General features: G+C 62.3%; 22 protein-coding genes and 1 pseudogene. 12 read left to right on the plus strand and 11 right to left on the minus strand.

What is annotated here, in order from left to right; translation table 11 throughout:
- Nucleotides 1-51: 51 nt before the first annotated feature.
- A pseudogene (locus BLW22_RS36055) lies at nt 52-489 on the plus strand (methyl-accepting chemotaxis protein); the annotation flags it as partial.
- Nucleotides 490-573: 84 nt separating this feature from the next.
- Nucleotides 574-1,095, plus strand: coding sequence for a DUF1003 domain-containing protein (locus BLW22_RS22705; RefSeq protein WP_065925253.1), 522 nt, complete (start codon nt 574-576; stop codon nt 1,093-1,095).
- Nucleotides 1,096-1,142: 47 nt separating this feature from the next.
- Here the strand turns inward: BLW22_RS22705 and BLW22_RS22710 are convergent, their stop codons facing one another.
- Complete coding sequence (locus BLW22_RS22710; RefSeq protein ID WP_065947848.1) at nt 1,143-2,024, minus strand: LysR family transcriptional regulator; 882 nt, start codon at nt 2,022-2,024, stop codon at nt 1,143-1,145.
- 80 nt (nt 2,025-2,104) lie between these two features.
- Here BLW22_RS22710 and BLW22_RS22715 point away from each other — a divergent pair, with 80 nt between their 5' ends.
- Nucleotides 2,105-2,812 (plus strand): CTP synthase C-terminal region-related (seleno)protein, encoded by a 708-nt coding sequence (locus BLW22_RS22715; protein WP_065925255.1) that lies wholly within the window; start codon nt 2,105-2,107, stop codon nt 2,810-2,812.
- The gene (locus BLW22_RS22720; RefSeq protein WP_065947849.1) at nt 2,809-3,132 is read left to right on the plus strand and encodes an antibiotic biosynthesis monooxygenase family protein; all 324 of its coding nucleotides are present in this window, start codon (nt 2,809-2,811) and stop codon (nt 3,130-3,132) included. The genes BLW22_RS22715 and BLW22_RS22720 overlap by 4 nt, the downstream gene beginning before the upstream one ends.
- A gap of 272 nt (nt 3,133-3,404) precedes the next feature.
- Here BLW22_RS22720 and BLW22_RS22725 read toward each other — a convergent pair whose 3' ends face one another.
- The gene (locus BLW22_RS22725; protein WP_065925256.1) at nt 3,405-3,728 is read right to left on the minus strand and encodes a DUF2025 family protein; all 324 of its coding nucleotides are present in this window, start codon (nt 3,726-3,728) and stop codon (nt 3,405-3,407) included.
- A 232-nt stretch (nt 3,729-3,960) separates the two neighbouring features.
- Between BLW22_RS22725 and BLW22_RS22730 the strand changes: the two genes are divergently transcribed.
- The 4 genes from BLW22_RS22730 (at nt 3,961) to BLW22_RS22745 (ending at nt 8,443) form a co-directional block, all read left to right on the plus strand.
- Nucleotides 3,961-5,088 (plus strand): glycerophosphodiester phosphodiesterase family protein, encoded by a 1,128-nt coding sequence (locus BLW22_RS22730; RefSeq protein WP_065925257.1) that lies wholly within the window; start codon nt 3,961-3,963, stop codon nt 5,086-5,088.
- A gap of 100 nt (nt 5,089-5,188) precedes the next feature.
- Complete coding sequence (locus BLW22_RS22735) at nt 5,189-5,494, plus strand: PepSY domain-containing protein (protein ID WP_065925258.1); 306 nt, start codon at nt 5,189-5,191, stop codon at nt 5,492-5,494.
- 148 nt (nt 5,495-5,642) lie between these two features.
- Nucleotides 5,643-6,662 carry a transporter gene (locus BLW22_RS22740; RefSeq protein ID WP_065925259.1) on the plus strand — a complete coding sequence of 340 codons (1,020 nt, stop codon included), beginning with the start codon at nt 5,643-5,645 and terminating at the stop codon, nt 6,660-6,662.
- Nucleotides 6,663-6,826: 164 nt separating this feature from the next.
- Entirely contained in the window at nt 6,827-8,443 is a 1,617-nt protein-coding gene (locus BLW22_RS22745) for an inorganic phosphate transporter (protein ID WP_065925286.1), read from the plus strand.
- Between the two features lie 63 nt (nt 8,444-8,506).
- On the opposite strand, the gene BLW22_RS22750 is transcribed toward BLW22_RS22745, so the two are convergent.
- Genes BLW22_RS22750 through BLW22_RS22760 form a run of 3 tightly spaced genes read right to left on the minus strand, consistent with a single transcriptional unit; the run spans nt 8,507 to nt 11,171 of the window.
- Complete coding sequence (locus BLW22_RS22750; protein WP_065947850.1) at nt 8,507-9,481, minus strand: 5-oxoprolinase subunit C family protein; 975 nt, start codon at nt 9,479-9,481, stop codon at nt 8,507-8,509.
- The gene (locus tag BLW22_RS22755) at nt 9,478-10,356 is read right to left on the minus strand and encodes a 5-oxoprolinase subunit B family protein (protein WP_074847505.1); all 879 of its coding nucleotides are present in this window, start codon (nt 10,354-10,356) and stop codon (nt 9,478-9,480) included. The genes BLW22_RS22750 and BLW22_RS22755 overlap by 4 nt, the downstream gene beginning before the upstream one ends.
- Before the next feature lie 59 nt (nt 10,357-10,415).
- Nucleotides 10,416-11,171, minus strand: a complete 756-nt coding sequence (locus BLW22_RS22760; RefSeq protein WP_065925262.1) for a 5-oxoprolinase subunit PxpA — start codon at nt 11,169-11,171, stop codon at nt 10,416-10,418.
- Nucleotides 11,172-11,275: 104 nt separating this feature from the next.
- Between BLW22_RS22760 and BLW22_RS22765 the strand changes: the two genes are divergently transcribed.
- On the plus strand, nt 11,276-12,193 hold the full coding sequence (locus BLW22_RS22765; protein ID WP_027605626.1) for a LysR family transcriptional regulator: 918 nt from the start codon (nt 11,276-11,278) through the stop codon (nt 12,191-12,193).
- On the opposite strand, the gene BLW22_RS22770 is transcribed toward BLW22_RS22765, so the two are convergent.
- A complete protein-coding gene (locus BLW22_RS22770) occupies nt 12,190-13,086 on the minus strand; it encodes a LysR family transcriptional regulator (protein WP_074847506.1) in 897 nt (298 codons plus the stop codon). The genes BLW22_RS22765 and BLW22_RS22770 overlap by 4 nt on opposite strands.
- Nucleotides 13,087-13,192: 106 nt before the next feature.
- On the opposite strand from BLW22_RS22770, the gene BLW22_RS22775 reads away from it, so the two are divergent.
- Nucleotides 13,193-13,951 carry an SDR family NAD(P)-dependent oxidoreductase gene (locus tag BLW22_RS22775; RefSeq protein ID WP_074847507.1) on the plus strand — a complete coding sequence of 253 codons (759 nt, stop codon included), beginning with the start codon at nt 13,193-13,195 and terminating at the stop codon, nt 13,949-13,951.
- Here the strand turns inward: BLW22_RS22775 and BLW22_RS22780 are convergent.
- Nucleotides 13,850-14,362, minus strand: coding sequence for a multidrug/biocide efflux PACE transporter (locus tag BLW22_RS22780; protein WP_043293516.1), 513 nt, complete (start codon nt 14,360-14,362; stop codon nt 13,850-13,852). The genes BLW22_RS22775 and BLW22_RS22780 overlap by 102 nt on opposite strands.
- Nucleotides 14,363-14,450: 88 nt before the next feature.
- Here BLW22_RS22780 and BLW22_RS22785 point away from each other — a divergent pair, with 88 nt between their 5' ends.
- Nucleotides 14,451-15,305, plus strand: a complete 855-nt coding sequence (locus BLW22_RS22785) for a LysR family transcriptional regulator (RefSeq protein WP_074847508.1) — start codon at nt 14,451-14,453, stop codon at nt 15,303-15,305.
- A 356-nt stretch (nt 15,306-15,661) separates the two neighbouring features.
- On the opposite strand, the gene BLW22_RS22790 is transcribed toward BLW22_RS22785, so the two are convergent.
- The 4 genes from BLW22_RS22790 to BLW22_RS22805 are packed head-to-tail and all read right to left on the minus strand — an operon-like array spanning nt 15,662 to nt 18,202.
- The gene (locus BLW22_RS22790; RefSeq protein ID WP_074847509.1) at nt 15,662-16,885 is read right to left on the minus strand and encodes an RNA polymerase sigma factor; all 1,224 of its coding nucleotides are present in this window, start codon (nt 16,883-16,885) and stop codon (nt 15,662-15,664) included.
- Nucleotides 16,882-17,361: an SRPBCC family protein gene (locus BLW22_RS22795; RefSeq protein ID WP_065925267.1), complete on the minus strand. Its 480-nt coding sequence runs from the start codon at nt 17,359-17,361 to the stop codon at nt 16,882-16,884. The genes BLW22_RS22790 and BLW22_RS22795 overlap by 4 nt, the downstream gene beginning before the upstream one ends.
- A gap of 34 nt (nt 17,362-17,395) precedes the next feature.
- On the minus strand, nt 17,396-17,740 hold the full coding sequence (locus tag BLW22_RS22800) for a YciI family protein (protein WP_065925268.1): 345 nt from the start codon (nt 17,738-17,740) through the stop codon (nt 17,396-17,398).
- Nucleotides 17,741-17,782: 42 nt separating this feature from the next.
- On the minus strand, nt 17,783-18,202 hold the full coding sequence (locus BLW22_RS22805) for a YybH family protein (protein ID WP_065925269.1): 420 nt from the start codon (nt 18,200-18,202) through the stop codon (nt 17,783-17,785).
- Between the two features lie 145 nt (nt 18,203-18,347).
- Between BLW22_RS22805 and BLW22_RS22810 the strand changes: the two genes are divergently transcribed.
- A complete protein-coding gene (locus BLW22_RS22810) occupies nt 18,348-18,857 on the plus strand; it encodes a GNAT family N-acetyltransferase (RefSeq protein WP_065925270.1) in 510 nt (169 codons plus the stop codon).
- Nucleotides 18,858-18,874: the final 17 nt, after the last annotated feature.

An 18,874-nucleotide genomic window follows, 5' to 3' on the forward strand; every position in this document is an offset into this window, starting at 1 on the left:
ACCCAGGACATGGCGGAAAAGGGTGCCGACGTGATCCAGAAAACAGCCAGCGGCATGCGTGAAATCTCCTCGGACATCGACAACTCCTCGCAACTGATCGCCAAGCTGGGCGAGCGTTCGCAGCAGATCACCACCATCGTCAACACCATTCGCGGCATTGCCGAACAAACCAACCTGCTGGCACTCAATGCCGCTATCGAAGCGGCGCGCGCGGGTGAACAAGGCCGTGGTTTTGCCGTGGTGGCCGATGAAGTGCGGCAGTTGGCGGCGCGCACCAGCGGGTCCACCACAGAAATATCCAGCATGATCGCGGTGATCCAGGCTGAAACCCGCCAAGCCATCGACAGCATGGACGCAACCCGCGACCGTGCTGCCCTGGGCGTGGAGTTGGCCAACCAGGCCGGTACGGTGATCCTGCAGATTCGCGAAGGTACCAGCGAGGCGGTGCACGCGGTGAGTGCGTTTGCCAATGAGCGGGGTGTCCACTAAGTAGGCCACGGGTTATTCATGTGTAAGACAGGTCGCCAGGACTATAGTGATTCACTGTCTTAACGTTGATGACCCGAGCCCACCATGACCCCCGACAAGCCCGAAACCGCCCCCGTCGATCACCTGCGTTTTCACCGCCGCCACGCCCACCTGGCGCCGACCTTCGGCAACGATACCTTTGCCCTCAAGGCCGAGGCCTTTGCGCGCTTCTTTGGTACACCGACCTTCCTCGGTGCGCAAACCGCGATCGTGATCTTGTGGGTGGTGCTGAACGTAACCGGCATCACCCACTTCGACGTGTACCCGTTCATCCTCCTCAACCTGGCCTTCAGCCTGCAATCCGCCTATGCCGCGCCGCTGATCCTGCTGGCCCAGACGCGCCAGGCCGCCCGCGACAAAGCCCAGTCCGACGCCGACGCGCAACACCGTGAAGCCCTGGCCATCGCCAATACCGAACGCCAGGCCCAGGCCGCGCAAACCACCAGACAGTTGCTCGAATTGCTGGAGCAAAACACCCGGCTGACGGAAATGACCAAGCAACTGACCGAACACATCGAAACCCTGACGTGCGAAATGCATGAGCACTATGTGCGAAAACCTCAATAACAACGCGAATGCCATGTGGGAGGGGGCTGACTCCCGATCGCGGTGAGTCAGGGTTTCATCTGCACATGCCGGCCCAACTCATCAAACAGCGTCACCACCGAGCGCAATGCGCGGCAATCGGGGCGCGTCAGCAGCCATAACGCGGTGTCGTGCCCAGCCAACGCGGGGCCCAGGGGTTGCAGGCCGTCATCCAGCAGAAAGTCCGGCAGCGCCGCCACGCCCAACCCTGCCCGCACCAGTTCGGTCACCGACAACATGCTGTTGCAGCGATAGCTGGGGCGTACACCGGGCAGGTGTTCGCGGCGCCAGGTCACCGTGGGGTGGTCGGGCAGGAAGTCGTCCGGCGCGATCCAGGCCAGGTCCGCCAGTGAGCGTGCGGCGTGTTGGTGCGCATACGTGGGGCTGGCACACACCTGATACGCCACGGCCCCCAGGCAACGGCCGACCAGATGCGCCGGCGGAGTCCTGGTCAGGCGCAGGGCGATGTCGGCATCGCGGCGGCTGAGGTTGGCGAAATCATTCGACGTGCTCAGTTCCAGGGTCAGCGCCGGGTAGTCCGGCATGAACTGCGCCAGCGCCGGCAGCAACAACCCTTGCAGCACCGAGTCGGTACAGGTCAGGCGCACCGTACCGCTGATCACCTCGCCGCCCTGCTCCACGCCGATGCGCGCCGCCTCCAGCGCTTGTTCGGCACGTTCGGCCTGCTGCGCCAGGCTATTGGCGAGGCTGGTGGGCAGGTAGCCGGCGCGGCTTTTTTCAAACAGCGTCTGGCCCAATGCGGCCTCCAGCCGTCGCACCGCGCGGAACACCGTGGACACATCCACCCGCAATAACGCCGCCGCGCGCGCCAGGGTGCCGCCACGCACCAGGGCGAGGATCAGCGACAGGTCGGGGTAATCGATTTGATAGTGCGTGGCTGCATTGAGCATGTGGGTAAACGCCAATATTGATTGCGTGCGCGCCAATCTATAGTGCACGTCAGGACACCACAAGCCATGGGACGCACACGATGAAAGCCACCACCCTGCACCTCGCCCTGATCGGCGATTACAACCCCGATGTCATCGCGCACCAGGCCATTCCCGTCGCGCTGCAACGGGCCGCCGAAACCCTCGGTTTGCAGGTTCATCTGCAATGGCTCGACACCGACACCCTCACGCCCACCACAGCACTGCACGGCTTCGACGGTTTCTGGTGCGTGCCCGCCAGCCCCTACCGCGACACCGACGGCGCCTTGCGGGCGATCCGTTTTGCCCGCGAACAGCGGCGACCTTTCCTCGGCACATGCGGTGGTTTTCAACATGCAGTGCTGGAATACGCCCGCAACGTGCTGGGCTGGGCCGATGCCGAACATGGCGAGCTGGCGCCGGGCGCTGAACGCGCAGTGATCACCCCCCTGAGCTGCGCACTGGTTGAAGCCACCGACAGCCTGCGCTTGACACCCTACACGCGCATCGCCGAGGCCTACGGCCGTCTTGAAATCGAGGAAGGTTACCGCTGCCGCTACGGCATCAACCCCGAATTCGCCGATGCCCTGCTCGAGCGCGAGATGATTCCCAGCGGGCATGACGCAGCCGGCGATCTACGCGCGGTGGAGTTGCTCGACCATCCATTTTTCGTCGCCACCCTGTTCCAGCCTGAACGCGCCGCCCTCAAGGGCATCACGCCGCCTTTGGCGATTGCCTGGCTCAAGGCGTGCCAGGAGCAGTGCGCATGATCGCCAAGACTCCCGCCCCACCCTACTACGCAGTGATCTTCAGCTCATTGCGCACCGACGGCGATCAAGGCTACGGCCAGGCCGCCGCCCGCATGCTGGAGTTGGCTCGCGATCAACCGGGGTTTCTCGGGGTGGAATCGGCGCGGGAGGATGGCCTGGGGATTACCGTGTCGTATTGGAGCAGCGAGGCCGCGATCCTGGCCTGGAAGCAGCAGGCTGAGCATCGGGCAGTGCGTGAACAAGGACGCTCCATCTGGTACTCGGCGTTTCAGACACGGGTGTGCAAGGTGGAACGGGCCTACACATTCCAAGGCCAGTAACCTTCATATCAGCTGAGTCTCTGTGGCGAGCAGGCCTGCTGTGGTGAGCAGGCCGGCTGTGGTGAGCGGGCCGGTTGTGGTGAGCGGGCTTGCCCCGCGCTGGGCTGCGAAGCAGCCCCAATTCAGTTGACGCGGTTCTCCTGACTAACCGCAGCGTCTGGCTCAGGGGCCGCTTCGCGCCCCAGCGCGGGGCAAGCCCGCTCTTACCACAACAGGCCCGCTGCCCTAAAAAGCCGGCCTGCCACAGAACGCTCGCTTACCACCTATGCCGTCTAGCTCACCAGACTGCGCAGCGCACTGATCTGTGGAATTTCCACCCGTTTCATATACACGCGCAACGGCTCGCTGATGTTGATGCGGTCGTCGATATTCTGGTCGAGCAGCAACTGGATACGCTCGCGGGACAGGGTCATGGTCTGCTCGGGGGCCGGCAGCCAGACAAATTCAGCGGTGGGGATAATGCCGTCGTCGGCCACGTCCATGCCGAAGGAATCTTCGCTGAAACGCACGATGTACTGGCCGGTCTTGCGGTTGAGGCCAACAAAACCGCGGAGTTGGTCGGCGGCCTGGCAGATAAGCTCGGAGGTGATGCGCATGGTAAACCTCACTGAAAAGTCCCACAGGGACTGGAAAGATGGTTTACACGCGTGGCAGAAAATACCGTCCTCTGGCGGGGCGGCTGCGAGCAAGAGTACTGCAATGCCGCGCAAAAAAACCGAGAAAATTGGCACGTGCGCACGTTAATGTCGGTTTGGTGATAGCGCCTTTCGCAATCAATTGTTAAAAAGGAGGCCTTCTCAAAGCTACCTCCACGAAAGGACTTCGCATATGCCTGTCACGTTTTCCAAGAGCGCCCTGCTGCTCGCACTGGCGCTTGGCCTCGGCCAGGCACAGGCTGCCGAACCGATCAGCCCGGCTGAACTGGCGACAAACGAAGGCATTCCCTACCCCGCCGTGATCGCTCACCGTGGCGCGTCCTACGACGCGCCGGAATCCACCGCCGCCGCCTACAAAGTCGCGCGCGACCTGGGTGCCGACTACCTGGAACTGGACCTGCAGCGCAGCAAGGACGGCGTGCTGTTCGCCCTGCACGACAACAACCTGCAGCGCACCACCGACGTGGCCACCAAGTTCCCTGAGCGCAAGGACGCCCCGGCCAATGAGTTCACCTGGAAAGAACTGCAAACCCTCGACGCCGGCAGCTGGTTCAACGCCGCCTACCCGGATCGTGCGCGTCCAGGCTTCGTTGGCCTGAAGATCCTGAGCCTGGACGACATCATCAAGATCGCCGAAGGCAACCCGCAGCACAAACCCGGCCTGTACATCGAAACCAAGGAGCCCAAGCAATTCCCGGGCATCGAAGCCGACCTGAAAAACAAGCTGCTGGATAAAGGCTGGTTGAGCTCCGCCGGCTCCAAGCTGGGCAAGAGCAACACCGGCGTCGGCCAGGGCAAGGGCCGTGTGGTGCTGCAGACGTTTGAAAAAGACAGCTTGAAAGAGCTGCAGAAAGAAATGCCGAACACGCCGAAGATCCTGCTGTTGTGGGTTGGCCCAGGCAGCATCGAGCCGAAATCCACGCAGACCTTCGCCGAGTCCGGCGAACCGACCAAGGCCGCCTACTACGCCAAGCAAGAGCCAAAAGACGCCGCCGAGTTCGAAAAGTGGGTCGACGAAGCCAAGAGCCTCGGCGCCATCGGTACCGGCCCATCGGCTGAGCTGACCGACCACGGCGACCAGAGCTACACCGACCTGGTGAAGCCTGAAATGAACAAGCTGACCCACGACAAGGGCCTGCTGGTGCACGTCTACACCGTGGATGAGCCGGTCGACTTCGACAAAGTGATGAAGGCCGGCGTCGACGGCATCTTCACCAACCGCGCCGCCGAACTGTTGAAGTTCTACAAGCGCTGGCCGTCGTCCAGCGTGCAAGACCTGCTGAACGACTATAAGTACTGAGTGAGTCGGGCATTGGTGTCAGTGCGCCATTAAGGATGAGTTAAGTTGCGCCGGTTAATCTGGCGCCACTTAAACAGCTCACCAGAGAAGGACACACCCCATGAAAACCCTGACTGCCCTGTTCGCCGCCACCGCCCTGACCCTGACCGCCGGCCTGGCCCAGGCCGATGTTCGCCCGGACCACATTGAAGGCCTGCTCAAGTCCGGCGCCGTGATGCCGTTTGAGAAACTCAATGCCGCCGCCGTGGCCACACACGCCGGTAGCAGCATCACCGACACCGAGCTTGACCACAAAAACGGGGTACTGGTCTACGAAGTCGACCTGACCGACACCGCTGGCAAGCGCTTTGAAGTGAAGCTCGACGCCAAGACCGGCGCGGTGCTGGAAAACAAGCAAGACACTTGAGTTGAACCTAGAAAAAACGCGCCACCTCCGGGTGGCGCGTTTTTTTATGCGCACCGTTAAAACGTCATATAACTGTCATACCTCCTTGCAATGATTCGCCCACGCGAACCTGTGAAACGTCCTACAGGCGCTTTCTCTGCGAGTCTCCATGAACCACAGCCTCGACCACAGCCACCAGGACTCCGACCTGTTTGGCTTGCTTTACGGTTTTCGTTTTCGTCCCGGTGAAAAGGGCGAACAGATTGATTCGGCTGCTGCCCTCGCGGCCTTGCAGCAACCCGCCGACCCGGAAGAGTTCCTGTGGCTGCACCTCAACCTGGCCCACGCCGCCTGCGAACGCTGGATGCTGGCCAACCTGGATTTACCCGAAGAATTCTTCGAGGCCCTGCACGAAGGCTCGCGCTCCACTCGCATCGAACACGTCGACTCAGCCTTGCTGGCGGTGGTCAACGACGTGGTGTTCAACTTCAGCAGCATGGTTTCGTCGGATATTTCCACGCTGTGGGTCTGCGCCCGCAGCCGGCTGTTGATCAGCGCACGCCTGCAACCTTTGCACTCGGTGGACAAGTTGCGCTCGTCGGTCAAGGCCGGCGAACGCTTTCGCTCACCGCTGGAACTGCTGGTGCACCTGCTGCGCGACCAGGGGGAAGTGCTGACCCAGATCGTGCGCAAGACCAGCATCAGCGTCGACCACATCGAGGACCAGTTGCTGTCCTCGCGCCTGTCCACCAACCGCGCGGAACTGGGGGCGGCGCGCCGGGTGCTGGTGCGCCTGCAACGCCTGCTCGCGTTGGAGCCGGGTTCGCTGCTGCGCCTGCTCAACCGCCCGCCGCAATGGCTGCAAAAGGAAGACGTGAAGGAGTTGCGCAAATCCACCGAGGAGTTTGCGCTGATCATCAACGACCTGACGGCGCTGGGCGAACGGATCAAGCTGCTGCAGGAAGAGATCGCCGCCAACCTCAACGAGCAGAGCAGCCGCACGCTGTTCACCCTTACCGTGGTGACGGTGCTGGCGTTGCCGATCAACATCATCGCCGGTTTTTTCGGCATGAACGTGGGCGGTGTGCCCCTCTCACAGGACCCCGAGGGGTTCTGGATCCTGGTGGCATTGGTCGCGACCTTCACGCTGATCGCCGGACGCTGGGCGTTTCGCAAGTTTTCAAATTGAAATGCAATCAACTGTCGAATCGTCGCACCGCCCCTCCCACATGAGTACTACGGTATTTTGTAGACCAGTGGCAGATCCAATTACCTAAACAATGACCTGCGGCAGCATCGCTGTAACATTCTGCAATGAATATGAACGGCATCCTCCCCACACGGATGCCCGGCATGGCCACCCCTTCCCTGACTGCCTCAACGCACTCATCCTCCGTCGATTCAAAACCGCGCCTGGACAAGAAACCCGGCCTGGTGACGGTGATCGTTTTCTTCGCCGTGCTTGCCATGGGCCTGTTGTTTACCGCCTACAGCCTCATGCACGACATGCACGAAATGGGCGCCCAGCTCACCACGTGGACGCCGTTCCTGCTGCTGGGTGTGGCGCTGTTAATTGCCCTGGGTTTCGAGTTCGTCAACGGTTTCCACGATACAGCCAACGCGGTGGCGACGGTGATCTACACCAACTCGCTGCCGCCGCAGTTTGCGGTGGTATGGTCGGGCTTCTTCAATTTCCTCGGTGTGCTGCTGTCCAGCGGCGCGGTGGCGTTCGGCATCATTGCCTTGCTGCCGGTGGAGCTGATTCTGCAGGTGGGTTCATCGGCCGGCTTCGCGATGATCTTCGCGTTGCTGATCGCCGCGATCCTATGGAACCTCGGCACCTGGTGGCTGGGTTTGCCGGCCTCGTCGTCCCACACCCTGATCGGTTCGATCATCGGCGTCGGCGTGGCCAATGCCTTGATGCACGGGCGTGACGGCACCAGCGGTGTGGATTGGAGCCAGGCGATCAAGATCGGTTATGCGCTGCTGCTCTCGCCGCTGATCGGCTTCGCCTTCGCCGCCTTGCTGTTGCTGGCCCTGCGCGCCTTTGTGAAAAACCGTGCGTTGTACAAGGCCCCCAAGGGCGACACCCCGCCGCCCTGGTGGATTCGCGGCATGCTGATCGCCACCTGCACCGGCGTGTCCTTTGCCCACGGCTCCAACGATGGGCAAAAAGGCATGGGCCTGATCATGCTGATCCTGGTGGGTACCCTGCCCATGGCCTATGCGCTGAACCGCGCCATGCCGGCCGAACAATCGTTGCAGTTCGCCGCAGTCGCCGAAGTGACCCAGGTGGCGCTGATGAAAACAGCGCCGCTGGCGTTGGCGGGTGACCCTCGGCCGGTGCTGTCGACCTACATGCGTACCAAGGAAGCCACGCCCGAGTTGATTCCGGCCCTCGCCGCCCTCGCCGGCCAGATCGGTGACCAGGTCAAAGGCTACGGTTCCCTGGCCAAAGTCCCCGCCGAAGCCGTGGGCAACGTGCGTAACGATATGTACCTGAGCAGCGAAACCATTCGCCTGATGGACAAAGGCAAGGTCGGCAATTTCGACGCTGACACCCAAGGCAAGCTGCAACTGTTCAAGCAACAGATCGACGATGCCACGCGCTTTATTCCGCTGTGGGTGAAGATTGTCGTGGCCATCGCCCTGGGGCTTGGCACTATGGTCGGTTGGAAGCGCATCGTGGTCACCGTGGGCGAGAAAATCGGCAAGACCCACCTGACTTACGCCCAGGGCGCCTCGGCCGAGACCGTGGCGATGCTGACCATTGGCGCAGCGGATATGTTCGGGCTGCCGGTGTCGACCACCCATGTGTTGTCGTCGGGGGTGGCGGGGACCATGGTGGCCAATGGGGGTGGGTTGCAGATGCGGACCATCCGCAATTTGCTGATGGCGTGGGTGCTCACCTTGCCGGCGGCGATTCTGCTGTCCGGCAGCCTCTACTGGCTGTTCACCAAACTCTTCTGACCAACCTCAGATTGAAAATGTGGGAGGGAGCAAGCCCCCTCCCACATTTGGATGTGTGCCGTGTCAGTTGTTGAAGAGCCCCGCCATGGCCTTGAGCCGTTTTTTGTACACCCGCCGCGCCTCCAGTGCCTGCTCCAACGTCACCGCCACAAACCCCGCCCGCTGGTTAGGCTGCATCTGCCCGATCAAGTCCAGGTCGGCACTGATCACCGTGCCAATCATCGCGTAGCCACCGCCGGATACCGCATCGCGGTGCAGCACAATCGGCTCCAGCCCCGCCGGTACCTGTATCGAGCCAATCGGGTAGCAACTGTCGACGATATTCGACGGATCCGACCCCGCGCCGAACGGCTGCTCACGCGGTTGAAAGCTCAGCGCACTGCCGCCCTTGAAGCGATAGCCGATGCGGTCCGCCTCGGAGCCGACCGTCCACGGTTCGGCAAAAAAGCTGCTCTTGGCGCCCGCGGTCAATCGCTCGTAATACAGGCCTGGCACCACGCGCAAGGTGACATCGCCGCCCACCGAGCGGCGCAATGCCATCGGCAAACTGTTGCCTGCCCGCCCGAGACCGCTGGCTTCGCCGATGGGCAGCTCATCGCCTGCCTGCAAGCGTCGCCCGTGGAAACCACCAAGGGCGCCGAGGGTGTAGGTGGAACGGCTGCCAAGCACCAACGGTACGTCAATGCCACCGGCGACGGCGAGGTAAGTGCGGGCACCGGCCTTGGGAAATTCGAAACGCAGCACCTGCCCGGCACGCACCTCAAAGGCGGTGTCCTGATGCACCACTTCACCGTCCAGGCGCGGCGACATCAACGCACCGCTGAGCGCGACCAGGGTATCGCGTTGAAACTCCAATTCCGGCCCGATCAAAGTGCATTCCAGGCCGGCCGCGCCCACCGGGTTGCCCACCAGATGGTTGGCTGCACTCAAGGCGTATTGGTCCAAAGCACCCGATGGCGGAATGCCCAGGTGGTAATAGCCTTCGCGGCCCAGGTCCTGCACAGAGGTGGCGAGGCCGGGTTTGAGGACCTTGATCATGCCAGCGCCTCCTGCAGGGTTTTCGGATAGCCGATGGGGTCGGCGAGAAACGCATCGAGGGAAAATTCCACCGGGCGAATGCGCAGGTCGAAACGTCCTGCCTCCACCTCGGCAACGGCCAGGTCGTAGGCGTCCCGGTCGATGGGTTTGAATTGCACGATGTCACCCGGCCGGAAGAACACCATATGCGCCTTGAGGTAAGCCAGCTGCTGCGCCGGGTCGTAGATCGGTGCCGGGGTCACGCCGAACATCTGGTAGCCGCCGGCGCCGCGCACCGAGTAGATGCAGCCGAAACAACCGCCATGGCCGAGGGTCAGCTTCGGCGTGTCGGTGCGCGGGCGCAGGTACTTGGGCACCTGCAACTGCCGCTCGCGCTCGACCATCTGGAACATGAACGGCAAGCCCGCGACAAAACCCACCATCGAGACAAACCACGGCGCACCACTGTGGGCGGCGATAAACGCCTCGACATCGGCCAGGCCATTGATGCGCGCGGCGTATTCCAGGTCGGTGGCGCCGGGGTCTTGATGCCGGTCGCGAAACCGCATCAGGGTTTCATGGGTCCAGGGGTCGTTATAGAGCACCGGGATTTCGATGATGCGCGTGTGCAGGGTGCGTTCGGCCACAGCCTGGGCTTCGGCGCTTTGCACAGCGTCGAGCAGCACATGGGGGGCGATGCGGTCGGGGTCGAAGCGAATCTGGAACGAGGCATTGGCCAGGCACACATCCAGCACGCCCTCCAGCGCCAGGCGCTCCACGGCACGGGTCACGGCCATGCCCTTGAAAAAAGCTTCAAGGGACATGCTCTCGCTGACTTCGGCGAACAGGTGTTCATCACCGCCGAAGCTGTAGCGGATGGGGGACGTTTCAGCCATGTCTGTTCCTCTTGGAATCGTTATAGAAAGGCAGGCAAAAAAGTAAATGTGCGATCTTATTAGGGGGTTTTGACTGTGATACCGGCCTGGTCCAACGCTTCACGGGTGGCCTCCACCAACTCCAGCGCGCCGGGGGTGTCGCTGTGCAGGCAGATGGAGTCGAATTCAATAAACAGGTCTTCGCCTTCTACGGTACGCACCAGCCCCATCTGACACGCCCGTAGGACACGGGCCGCGACCGTGGCCGGATCCAGCGCACGTACGTTGCGGGTAAACACAATGGAGCCGGTGAGATCGTACTCACGGTCGGCATAGAATTCGCGCACCACCGGTTGCCCGAGCTCCTTGGCCACGCGCCAGATCACCGAGTTGGGCATGCAGTACAGCAACAGCGTCGGCTCGATGATTTGCAGGTTCTGTACCAGCAGGCGCGCGGCTTCTTCGTCGCGGGCCAGGTGCATGTAGAGCGCGCCGTGGGGCTTGATATGTTGCAGCGTCATGCCTTGGGCGCGGGCGATTTCGCGCAGGGCGCCCAGTTGGTAGAGCATGTCGTCGACCAGCTCCTGGGCCGGCGCATTGATATGCCGACGACCGAAGCCCACCAGGTCGCGAAAGCCCGGGTGTGCGCCGATGGCCACCCCCAATTGCTTGGCGCGCGCGACGGTGCGGCGCATGGTGCCGGGATCGCCGGCATGGAAGCCGGTGGCGATATTGGCCGAGCTGATATAGGCCATCAGCTCCGCGTCGACGCCGTCGCCGATGGTCCAGGGACCGAAGCCTTCGCCCATGTCTGAATTGAAATCCACTGCCTGCATCGGGGACGCTCCGCCAAAAGGTGATGCTCGAAAGTAGGCTGCGGCTTGACCCCTTGGGAAGATCTATTATCAGATGGCCTATCTTCTGAAAATCAGATAAAGCCATGTCCCTGACCTTGCGCCAAATCCGCTACTTCGTGGCCACCGCCGAAATCGGCCAGATTTCCCAGGCGGCGATTCACCTGAACATCTCCCAGTCTGCGGTGACCACGGCGATCAAGGAGCTGGAAGCCCTGCTCGGCGTGCAACTGTTTGTGCGCTCGGCCCAGGGCATGAACCTGACCGATGCCGGGCGGCATTTTCTCAACCGCGCCTACGTGATTGTGCGCAGTGTCGACGATGCGCTGAACAGCCCGTTGCCCGACTACCGCGCCAGCGGCGTGCTGCGCCTGGCGGCCAGCTACACGGTGCTGGGTTACTTCCTGCCCCACCACCTGCAGCGCATGGAGCACTGGCACCCGGATGTGACCCTGGAGGTGTTCGAGCAGGAGCGCCAGGCCATCGAACAGGGCCTGCTCGACGGCCAGTTCGACATGGCCGTGGTCCTCACTGCGAACCTCACCCACCCGGCGATCGTCTCGGAAATCCTGTTCAACTCGGAACGTCGTTTATGGCTGCCCAGCCATCACCCATTGTGCGAACGCGGTGCGGTGAGCCTGGCGGATGTGGCGCAGGAGCCGTACATCCTGCTCACCGTCGATGAAGCCGAACACAGCGCCATGCGCTATTGGGAACAGGCCGGGCAAACGCCCAAGGTGCGGCTGCGCACCAGCTCGGTGGAGGCGGTGCGCAGCATGGTTGCCAATGGCAGCGGCGTGGCGATCCTGTCGGACCTGGTGCACCGGCCCTGGTCGCTGGAAGGCAAGCGCATCGAGACCCTGACCGTCACCGACCCCGTCACGCCCATGAGCGTCGGCCTGGCCTGGCACCGCGAACGCGCCTTTACCCCGGCAATGCAGGCATTTCGCGATTACTTCCACGACGCCTTCCTGGCGCCGCAACAGCTGTCGGCGCGGCGTTAAAGCTGCGAATGCAGAATGGTCGCCAGCCAATCCATGAACACCCGCACCCGCAGGGGTAGATGCCGCTGACCGGCGTAGAGCAGGGACACATCCAGCGGCGGGGCCGGATAGTCCGGCAGGACCGCCACCAGCTCCCCGCTGGCCAATTCGTCACCCATGCCCAGGGCCGGCACCTGAATAATCCCGAAACCGCCCAGGCAGGCCGACTTGTAGCCATCGGTGCTGTTGACCGTGACCCGACCGGCCATGGGGACGCGCAGCACCTTGTTGCCCTGCACGTATTCAAACCCCGCCGAACGTGAACCCAACGGCCGCACGTAATGCACCAGGTGATGGTCGGCCAGGTCGGCCAGTGTCCGGGGCACGCCGTAGCGTTGCAGGTAGGTGGCGCTCGCGCAGTTGATCATCGGCATGCTGCACAGCAGCCGCGCCACCACGCTCTGGTCCGGCTGCGCGCCCACGCGCAGCACGCAATCGAAGCCTTCGGCGAGCAGGTCGACCTGGCGGTCGGTGGTGCTGATCTCCAGTTCGATCAGCGGATGCGCGTCCATGAATTGCGGCAGACGCGGCAGGATCAAGTCCCGCGCCATCATGTTGGGCATGTCCACCCGAATCCGCCCGGCCAGTTGCGCTTCGTCCTGGCGAAACAGCCCCTCCAACTCCTCCATGTGCGCGAGCAAATCCTTGCTGCGCTCATACAGCACGCGGCCATCCTGGGTGGCCTGCACCTTGCGCGTGGTGCGCTGTAACAGGCGGGCGCCGAGCAGTTCCTCCAGCGCCTGCACATGCTCCGACACCGTGGAGCGCGGCAGGCCCAGGCTCTCGCTGGCACCGGTGAAACTCGACAGCTCGGTAACGCGCACGAAGGTGCGCAGCAGCTCCAGTTTGTTCATGGGATTGTTCGCCTTATTCGGCCAGTGATTCCGGTACAGCGCTGTTTATCACGTTATGACCGGACAAATACACTGCTTCCCACACTCAATCACCGAGGACATCACCATGACCCGTAAAATCGCATTGATCACCGGCGCCAGCCGTGGCCTGGGCAAAAACGCCGCGCTGCACCTGGCGGCACAAGGCGTCGACATCATTGGCACTTACCACAGCAAGGCCGATGAAGCGCAGGCATTGGTCGCACAGATCGAACAACTGGGCGGCCGTGCCGCGATGCTGAAACTGGACGTGAGCCAGAGCGCGACGTTCGCTGATTTCGTCGGTGAGGTTGCTGGCGTACTCAAGGACGTTTTCGCACAGGACCGCTTCGATTTTCTGATCAACAACGCCGGTATCGGCATTCACGCCAGCTTCGCCGAGACCACCGAAGCGCAGTTCGATCAATTGGTGGCGATCCAATTCAAGGGTCCGTTTTTCCTGACCCAACAGCTGTTGCCGTTGATCCGCGACGGCGGGCGCATCGTCAATATTTCCAGTGGCCTGGCGCGCTTCAGCCTGCCCGGCTACGCCGCTTACGCCGCCATGAAAGGCGCGATGGAAGTGCTGACCCGCTACCAGGCCAAAGAGCTGGGCGGCCGTGGCATCAGCGTCAACATCCTGGCCCCCGGCGCCATTGAAACCGACTTCGGCGGTGGTGCCGTGCGCGACAACGCCAACCTCAACGCCATGGTCGCCAGCAATACCGCCTTGGGCCGCGCCGGGTTACCGGACGATATCGGCGGCGCGATTGCCAGCCTGCTCGCCGACGGTAGTGCCTGGATCACCGGCCAACGTATCGAGGCGTCGGGCGGCATGTTTCTGTAGGAGCTTGTCACGCAGTACGTCATACCCCCAGTGATACACATAGGTGTACGGCAGGAAAAACAGCAGTACGCCTATGTCGAGGATAAACGCCTGCACCAAGCTGATGTTCAGCCAGGCGGCAATCAGCGGCACACACACCAGGATCAACCCACCTTCAAACATCAAGGCATGCAGCACGCGGGTCCAGCCGTTGCTGGCCAGTTGCAGGCGCGCCTTGAGGCGGTCGAACAGGCCGTTGAAAATCACGTTCCAGGCCAGCGCCAACAGGCTGATCGCCAGGGTGACCATGCCCATCTCCAAGGCAGGCTTGTCCATGATCCACGCCAGCAACGGGGTGCAGATCAACAACGCCAGGGCTTCGAAACCAATGGCCTGGCAAACGCGTTCAGTAATCGACTTGGTAGGGTTCATGAGCCGGCTCCGTGAGTGACGATGGTTGTCATCATTAGCCTTTGACTCGATACTTCATAACCAATAACCATCGATCAAGGCGATAGTCATGGCTTCTAACGAAGTGCTGCAGGCGTTTGTGCAGGCGGCCACCCAAGGCTCGTTTTCGGCGGCGGCGCGCAAGCTCGGCAAGAGCCAGTCCACCGTCAGCGCGGCCGTGGCGAGCCTGGAGATTGACCTGGATGTGGTGCTGTTCGATCGCAGCAGCCGCAAGCCGACGCTGACGCCGGCGGGCCATGTGTTGCTGCAACGCGCCGAGCAGGTGCTGGAGGCCAGCAGCCGGCTGGAATTGGCGGCGAGCCAGTTGGCCCAGGGGTTGGAGCCGAAGCTGAGTATCGCCATGTCCGATACCTACCAGTCCGACCGTTTCGAAGTCGCCCTCAGCGCCTTTGAACAGCGCTACCCGGACCTGGAGCTGGAATGCCTGATCGCCGAGTGCGAAGACCTGATCGCCCTGGTCCAAAGCGGCCGCGCGCAGATTGCGTTTATTGAACACCAGGAAGAGTATCCGCCTGACCTGACCCGCGCGCCCGTGGACGAACGCACCGAAATCGCCCTGTTCGTGTCACCGAAGCATCCGCTGGCGGGCCTCGATACCCTCACTGCGCACGCCCTGCAACAGCACCGCGAATTGCGCCTGGCAAGCATCATCAACCCGAACGAAACCCGCGCCAACGGCCGTGTCTGGTCGGCCCCCAGTTACCTGATGCTGTTGGAGATGGCGCAGTTGGGTTTCGGCTGGGCCCCGATTCCGCGCTGGCTGGTGGAACGCTTTGGTGGCGGGAAACTGGTCGAACTCAAGGCACGCGGTTGGCCGCGTTCGGTGGCGGTGGATGCACTGTGGTCACGGCACCATCCGCCAGGGCCGGCGGGGAGTTGGTTGCTGGGGAAGATGTTGGAGTGATTTTTTTCAGACAATTGAGATTAATGTGTGGGGCCCCCGATGACGGTCGGTCAGTCACCTAATGCAGCGACTGACACCCTGCTATCGGGGCATAGGTATCTACACAACTCTTAAAGGCTGACACATAACTCTGTGGTGAGCGGGCTTGCCCCGCGCTGGGCTGCGAAGCGGCCCCAATAAGGTCACCGCAGAGTGCCAGAATCAATCGAGGTGAAGGTTTTGGGGCTGCTTCGCAACCCAGCGCGGGGCAAGCCCGCTCACCACAGAAGCCTAATTGCCATAGATTCCGTATTCACTGGAAGTTGTGTAGATACCCATGCTCATCGGGGGCAAGCCCCCTCCCACATTTTTGATCTTCATTGCTTGGGGAGATTGAGTTCGGCCAGGCGGTGTTTGAGGAAGCGTTTTTCCGGGATCTGCTGGGTCAGCGACAAGGCTTTTTCGTAGGCTGCCCGGGCCTCTTCCACCCGCCCCAATTGCCGGCAAAACTCGCCCCGCGCCGAATGCGCCAGGTGGTAATCCAGCAACTCGCCGCGCGCCAGAATACCTTCCACCAACTGCAACCCCGCCAACGGCCCTTCGCCCATGGCCACCGCCACGGCGCGGTTCAACTCGATCACCGGCGACGGCGCGGCACTGAGCAACACATCGTAGAGCCCGATAATCTGCAGCCAATCCGTTTCCCCGGCGCTGGGTGCCTCGGCATGTACCGCCGCAATCGCCGCCTGCAGGCAATACGGACCAAAACCCCGCTGGGTCAGTGCCCGTTCCACCAGCGCGCAACCTTCAGCCATCAGCGACGCGTCCCACCGCGAACGATCCTGTTCATCCAACAACACCAGCTCGCCGCTGGCCGAGGTGCGCGCCGCGCGGCGGGATTCGTGCAACAGCATCAGCGCCAGCAGGCCCATCACTTCCGGTTCCGGCAGCAATTCCAGGAGCAGGCGGCCGAGGCGAATCGCTTCGCGGGTCAGGTCCTCGCGCGTGAGGTCCGCGCCCATGGACGCCGAATAGCCTTCGTTGAAGACCAGGTAAATCACGCGCAGCACGCTGTCCAGGCGCTCGGGCAGCTCGGCAAGTGACGGCACTTGATAAGGGATTTTGGCCTCGCGAATCTTGCCCTTGGCCCGCACGATGCGTTGGGCGATGGTGGTCGGGGTGGCCAGAAAGGCGCGGGCGATTTCTTCGGTGGTGAGGTCGCAGATCTCACGCAAGGTCAGCGCCGCCTGGGCGTCGGCCGCCAACGCTGGGTGGCAGCAGGTGAAGATCAGGCGCAGGCGGTCGTCTTCCACGTCCTCAACGCTCCAGTCAGCGGCTTCCAGGGCGTCGGCCTGCGCCTGCAATAACGGGGTAAAGCGGGCCTGTCGGCGTAAACGGTCGATGGCCTTGAAGCGTCCGGTCGACACCAGCCAGGCCCGTGGGTTGTCCGGCACGCCCTCTTGCGGCCAGCGCTCGACCGCGACGAAGAACGCCTCGTGCAAGGCTTCTTCGGCGAGGTCGAAATCCCCCAGCAGGCGGATCAGGGTGGCGAGGACGCGCCGGGACTCACTGCGGTAGATCGCCTCGATGGGAGGCGTCAATCGCGCATGCCCTGGGTCACCAGCGTCACCAGGCGGTCCAGGCTCTGACCCCAGCCGTCGTGAAAGCCCATGGCTTCGTGGGCCTGCTTGTCTTCGGCGCTCCAGTGCATGGCGCGAGCGGTGTAGAGGGTCTTGCTACCCTCGACTTCCTGCAGCGTCACTTCGGCGGTCATGAACGGTTTGCCCGAAGGGATCCAGCCCGGCGTATAGGCGTCGGTAAACACCAGGCGCCGAGGGGCGACAATCTCCAGGAACACGCCTTGGGTCGGGTACTCGCTGCCATCCGGCGCGCGCATCAGGGTGCGAAACAGCCCTCCGACCCACAGGTTCATTTCGCACTCGGGGGTGGTCATGCCATGGGGGCCCCACCATTGTTGCAACAACGCGGGTTCGGTCCAGGCGCGGAACACCCGGCTGCGCGGCGCATCGATCACGCGGCTGATGGACAGTTCAAATTCGGCAGGTTGCGTAGGCATGGCTAAACCTCCTCAAGTCTTATGGTTGTTGTGCTCAGAGATTCAATTGGCGAACGGGGCGCACTTCCACACTGCCGACCCGGGCGGCCGGAATGCCACCGGCCACCTGGATCGCTTCATTCAAGTCGCGCGCCTCGATCAGGTAGAACCCGGCGAGCTGTTCCTTGGTTTCGGCAAACGGCCCGTCGGTGATCGACACCTTGCCATTGCGCATGCGCACCGTGGTGGCGGTGGTTACCGACTCCAGCGGCTCGGCGGCGAGCATACGGCCACTTTTTTGGATGGACTGCGCATAGGCAAGACACTCCGGGTCTGCGGGGCTGTCCGGCGAGGTGTGCAGCACCTGTTCGTTGCTGTAGATCAGGCAGAGGTATTTCATGTGCGTCTCCGTCTTCGGACTATTGACTATAGTTCGCGGCGCTCAAGGTTTCAGGTCGAACAATGCCGTGCCACTTGCCATGTCGAACGGCGCCGACCAGTGCTCATGCACCACCTTCCAGTCACCGTTGAAGCGTTGGTAGCCGGCGGTCACCCGCATCCAGCAGGCCTTCACTTCACCGTCCGGTCCGGCGCCGCCGCAGTGGGCGAGCCAGTGGGCGAATGCGCTGTCCTGGGACTCGACGATACGCAGTTCGTGGAACTCGAAAATGCCCGGGCCGGGGCAGTGCTCCATGCAGGCCTCCCAGTGCGCACGGTAGGCTGCCTTGCCTTTGAACTGCAGGGCGGTCACGGCGTCGAACGAGACGATATCGTCGGCGTAATAGCTGACAATTTTATCGATATTCCGGGAAAGCACGGCTTGCTTCCATTGCTCGATCAGGGTGTTGATAGCGGTACTCATGGCGATACTCCTTCGGGTTGGAAAATCACGGAAGACACCCTTAGTCGAACGGCCCTCGGGCAAATCGACAGCCCGTTGAAAAATAATGTCGTCCAGCACAAACCCGATAGACTGCGCCCTTCCTTGCCGCTGTTCGGACACGCCGATGCAAACCCGCCTTGTCGCCTACGAAACGCTGAATACCGTGCAACAACAGCATGTCAGCGCCATCGAAGTTCACCCTGAACAGCTGCCGTTTTGCGGCGACATGTATTGCGCCCTCAATTCGCTCCTGGCCAAGCCCAGCCCCGGCGTCAAAGGCTTTGCCCTGCTGGCCGACGACAGTCCGGTAGCCTTCCTCCTGCTTAAACGCCCGCCCTGCCTGCCCCACTGGGCCGATGAACACAGCGCAACGCTGCATGCGTTGCAGGTGGATCGGCAGCAGCAAGGGCGTGGATTCGGCAAGGCCTGTTTGCAAGCCTTGCCGGCGGCGGCATTGCAGGCGTGGCCGCAGATCAAGGCGCTGGAGTTGTCGGTGGACACGCACAATGTGGCGGCGATGGGGTTGTATCTGGGCGCAGGATGGGTGGACAGCGGGGAGGCGTATAAGGGGCGGGGTGGGTATGAGCGGAGGTTGAGGTGGGTGTTGGGTCGAAGCGGTCTTGACTTACTTTAAATGTAACGTATACATAA

Source organism: Pseudomonas marginalis (assembly GCF_900105325.1).
GTDB classification, from domain to species: domain Bacteria; phylum Pseudomonadota; class Gammaproteobacteria; order Pseudomonadales; family Pseudomonadaceae; genus Aquipseudomonas; species Aquipseudomonas marginalis.

Excerpts from the sequence above, each read along its gene's own strand:
- BLW22_RS22730 (WP_065925257.1), top strand. The coding sequence starts at position 3,961 with ATGCCTGTCACGTTTTCCAAGAGCGCCCTGCTGCTCGCACTGGCGCTT.
- BLW22_RS22800 (WP_065925268.1), bottom strand. The coding sequence starts at position 17,740 with ATGAAATACCTCTGCCTGATCTACAGCAACGAACAGGTGCTGCACACC.
- BLW22_RS22735 (WP_065925258.1), top strand. The coding sequence starts at position 5,189 with ATGAAAACCCTGACTGCCCTGTTCGCCGCCACCGCCCTGACCCTGACC.
- BLW22_RS22715 (WP_065925255.1), top strand. The coding sequence starts at position 2,105 with ATGAAAGCCACCACCCTGCACCTCGCCCTGATCGGCGATTACAACCCC.
- BLW22_RS22785 (WP_074847508.1), top strand. The coding sequence starts at position 14,451 with ATGGCTTCTAACGAAGTGCTGCAGGCGTTTGTGCAGGCGGCCACCCAA.
- BLW22_RS22705 (WP_065925253.1), top strand. The coding sequence starts at position 574 with ATGACCCCCGACAAGCCCGAAACCGCCCCCGTCGATCACCTGCGTTTT.
- BLW22_RS22795 (WP_065925267.1), bottom strand. The coding sequence starts at position 17,361 with ATGCCTACGCAACCTGCCGAATTTGAACTGTCCATCAGCCGCGTGATC.
- BLW22_RS22770 (WP_074847506.1), bottom strand. The coding sequence starts at position 13,086 with ATGAACAAACTGGAGCTGCTGCGCACCTTCGTGCGCGTTACCGAGCTG.
- BLW22_RS22755 (WP_074847505.1), bottom strand. The coding sequence starts at position 10,356 with ATGGCTGAAACGTCCCCCATCCGCTACAGCTTCGGCGGTGATGAACAC.
- BLW22_RS22775 (WP_074847507.1), top strand. The coding sequence starts at position 13,193 with ATGACCCGTAAAATCGCATTGATCACCGGCGCCAGCCGTGGCCTGGGC.
- BLW22_RS22725 (WP_065925256.1), bottom strand. The coding sequence starts at position 3,728 with ATGCGCATCACCTCCGAGCTTATCTGCCAGGCCGCCGACCAACTCCGC.
- BLW22_RS22810 (WP_065925270.1), top strand. The coding sequence starts at position 18,348 with ATGCAAACCCGCCTTGTCGCCTACGAAACGCTGAATACCGTGCAACAA.
- BLW22_RS22805 (WP_065925269.1), bottom strand. The coding sequence starts at position 18,202 with ATGAGTACCGCTATCAACACCCTGATCGAGCAATGGAAGCAAGCCGTG.
- BLW22_RS22720 (WP_065947849.1), top strand. The coding sequence starts at position 2,809 with ATGATCGCCAAGACTCCCGCCCCACCCTACTACGCAGTGATCTTCAGC.
- BLW22_RS22750 (WP_065947850.1), bottom strand. The coding sequence starts at position 9,481 with ATGATCAAGGTCCTCAAACCCGGCCTCGCCACCTCTGTGCAGGACCTG.
- BLW22_RS22780 (WP_043293516.1), bottom strand. The coding sequence starts at position 14,362 with ATGAACCCTACCAAGTCGATTACTGAACGCGTTTGCCAGGCCATTGGT.
- BLW22_RS22760 (WP_065925262.1), bottom strand. The coding sequence starts at position 11,171 with ATGCAGGCAGTGGATTTCAATTCAGACATGGGCGAAGGCTTCGGTCCC.
- BLW22_RS22710 (WP_065947848.1), bottom strand. The coding sequence starts at position 2,024 with ATGCTCAATGCAGCCACGCACTATCAAATCGATTACCCCGACCTGTCG.
- BLW22_RS22765 (WP_027605626.1), top strand. The coding sequence starts at position 11,276 with ATGTCCCTGACCTTGCGCCAAATCCGCTACTTCGTGGCCACCGCCGAA.
- BLW22_RS22740 (WP_065925259.1), top strand. The coding sequence starts at position 5,643 with ATGAACCACAGCCTCGACCACAGCCACCAGGACTCCGACCTGTTTGGC.
- BLW22_RS22745 (WP_065925286.1), top strand. The coding sequence starts at position 6,827 with ATGGCCACCCCTTCCCTGACTGCCTCAACGCACTCATCCTCCGTCGAT.